The organism is Exiguobacterium sp. s7 (assembly GCF_018618195.1).
Taxonomy (GTDB): Bacteria; Bacillota; Bacilli; order Exiguobacteriales; family Exiguobacteriaceae; genus Exiguobacterium; species Exiguobacterium mexicanum_A.
Map to the genome: position 1 here is coordinate 1 of NZ_JACSLO010000035.1, position 1,275 is coordinate 1,275.

The 1,275-nt window shown below is 52.3% G+C and carries 1 protein-coding gene; it reads right to left on the reverse strand.

The features are described 5' to 3' along the window. Positions 1-13: 13 nt before the first annotated feature. A complete protein-coding gene (locus KNP79_RS15530) occupies positions 14-1,111 on the reverse strand; it encodes an ISL3 family transposase (RefSeq protein WP_215192928.1) in 1,098 nt (365 codons plus the stop codon). Between the last annotated feature and the right edge of the window lie 164 nt (positions 1,112-1,275).

Consider the following 1,275-nt stretch of genomic DNA (forward strand, 5'->3'; position numbering starts at 1 on the left):
CGTGGTTGCTATTTTAACGACCAAGCTCGAAGCGTAATCTCAAAAAGAAACGTTCGAGGTTTCGGTAGCCATAACCACGGCGTTTGATAAGCTTGATTTTGTTGTTCGTTCCTTCCATCTTTCCGTTCGATAGACTGGACACGATTGTTCGACGCATCGCTTCCTCTCGGTTCTGGATCGATTTCGCGATCTTCGCCAGAGGCCCGCAAGGATGGGACTGATAACGATCCAACCAATCGGTCAGTCGACGTTTCGCCTGTCCATGGCACGTGGCCTTCAGCACATATCGAATATGTTGAAGTCCTTGATAGAGGTCCCGGGTGAACGGATCTTCCCGAAGGCAAGAATCGGCGACCTCCCGGTCTTCGGGGGACAGCGTCTCCGGACGACAGGCGAGAGCACGGTCAATCACACGGACATGATGGTGACGTTTCACCTCGTTCAAAAAACGACGCCGACGGCGAAGGGCGTCCGTGAAGAACTGGATGAGATGGAAACGATCCAGCACATGTTTCGCATCCGGGAAGACATGTGCGACGGCCTTCGCCATTGCCGGTGCAAAGTCACTGACGACAGAACGGATGTCTCCGGCTATGCCTTGGAGTGCAGCCGTGATGGCCGTGACGTCCCTTCCCGGGACAATGGACAGGAGCCGACCACTCTCCGCATCGAGGGCGATTGTCGCATAGTGATGTCCTTTTCGTGTGGCGAACTCGTCGATGAGGACGTCTGTCGTATGCTTCTCTGTCTCTACTGAGGCGTACCGATAAAACCATCGTTCCACCGTCGTGTAAGGTAATCCGTATTCACGCGCTACATCTGAGATCGTCCTACCGTGGCAACGTTCTGCGATGCCTTTCCGGAACACCTCGGTGGAGGTGCGGACGAGCCCGAGACCGTAGTCATACACGAACGTCAAATCACAAGAGAAGCATCTTTGACGTGGGATATCCAGCTCAATCCAGAGTATACCGACGTTCCATGCGTGACCGTGTCGGAAGCGACGTCGCCTTTTCGAATGCAGGACTGTCTTTCTCTGGCAAAGCGGGCAAGGGATGTCGTGTCGATCCGGGATGACCGGGAAAACGTTCGGTTCTTCGTCTGAAGACATCTGGATCTGAAAAAGGTCTGGAAGTGGAAGAAGTAATTTGATAAACTGTTGGGACAAAGCGAAAACTCCAATCGTGGTTTGTCTAGGCAACAATTACGATACCGGGGTTTTCGCTTTTTTTCTATGTTCAATTCAAAATCTGATGGATTTTATGCGTCAACCAC

Coding starts and splice junctions, on each gene's coding strand:
- KNP79_RS15530 (WP_215192928.1), bottom strand. CDS start 1,111: ATGTCTTCAGACGAAGAACCGAACGTTTTCCCGGTCATCCCGGATCGA.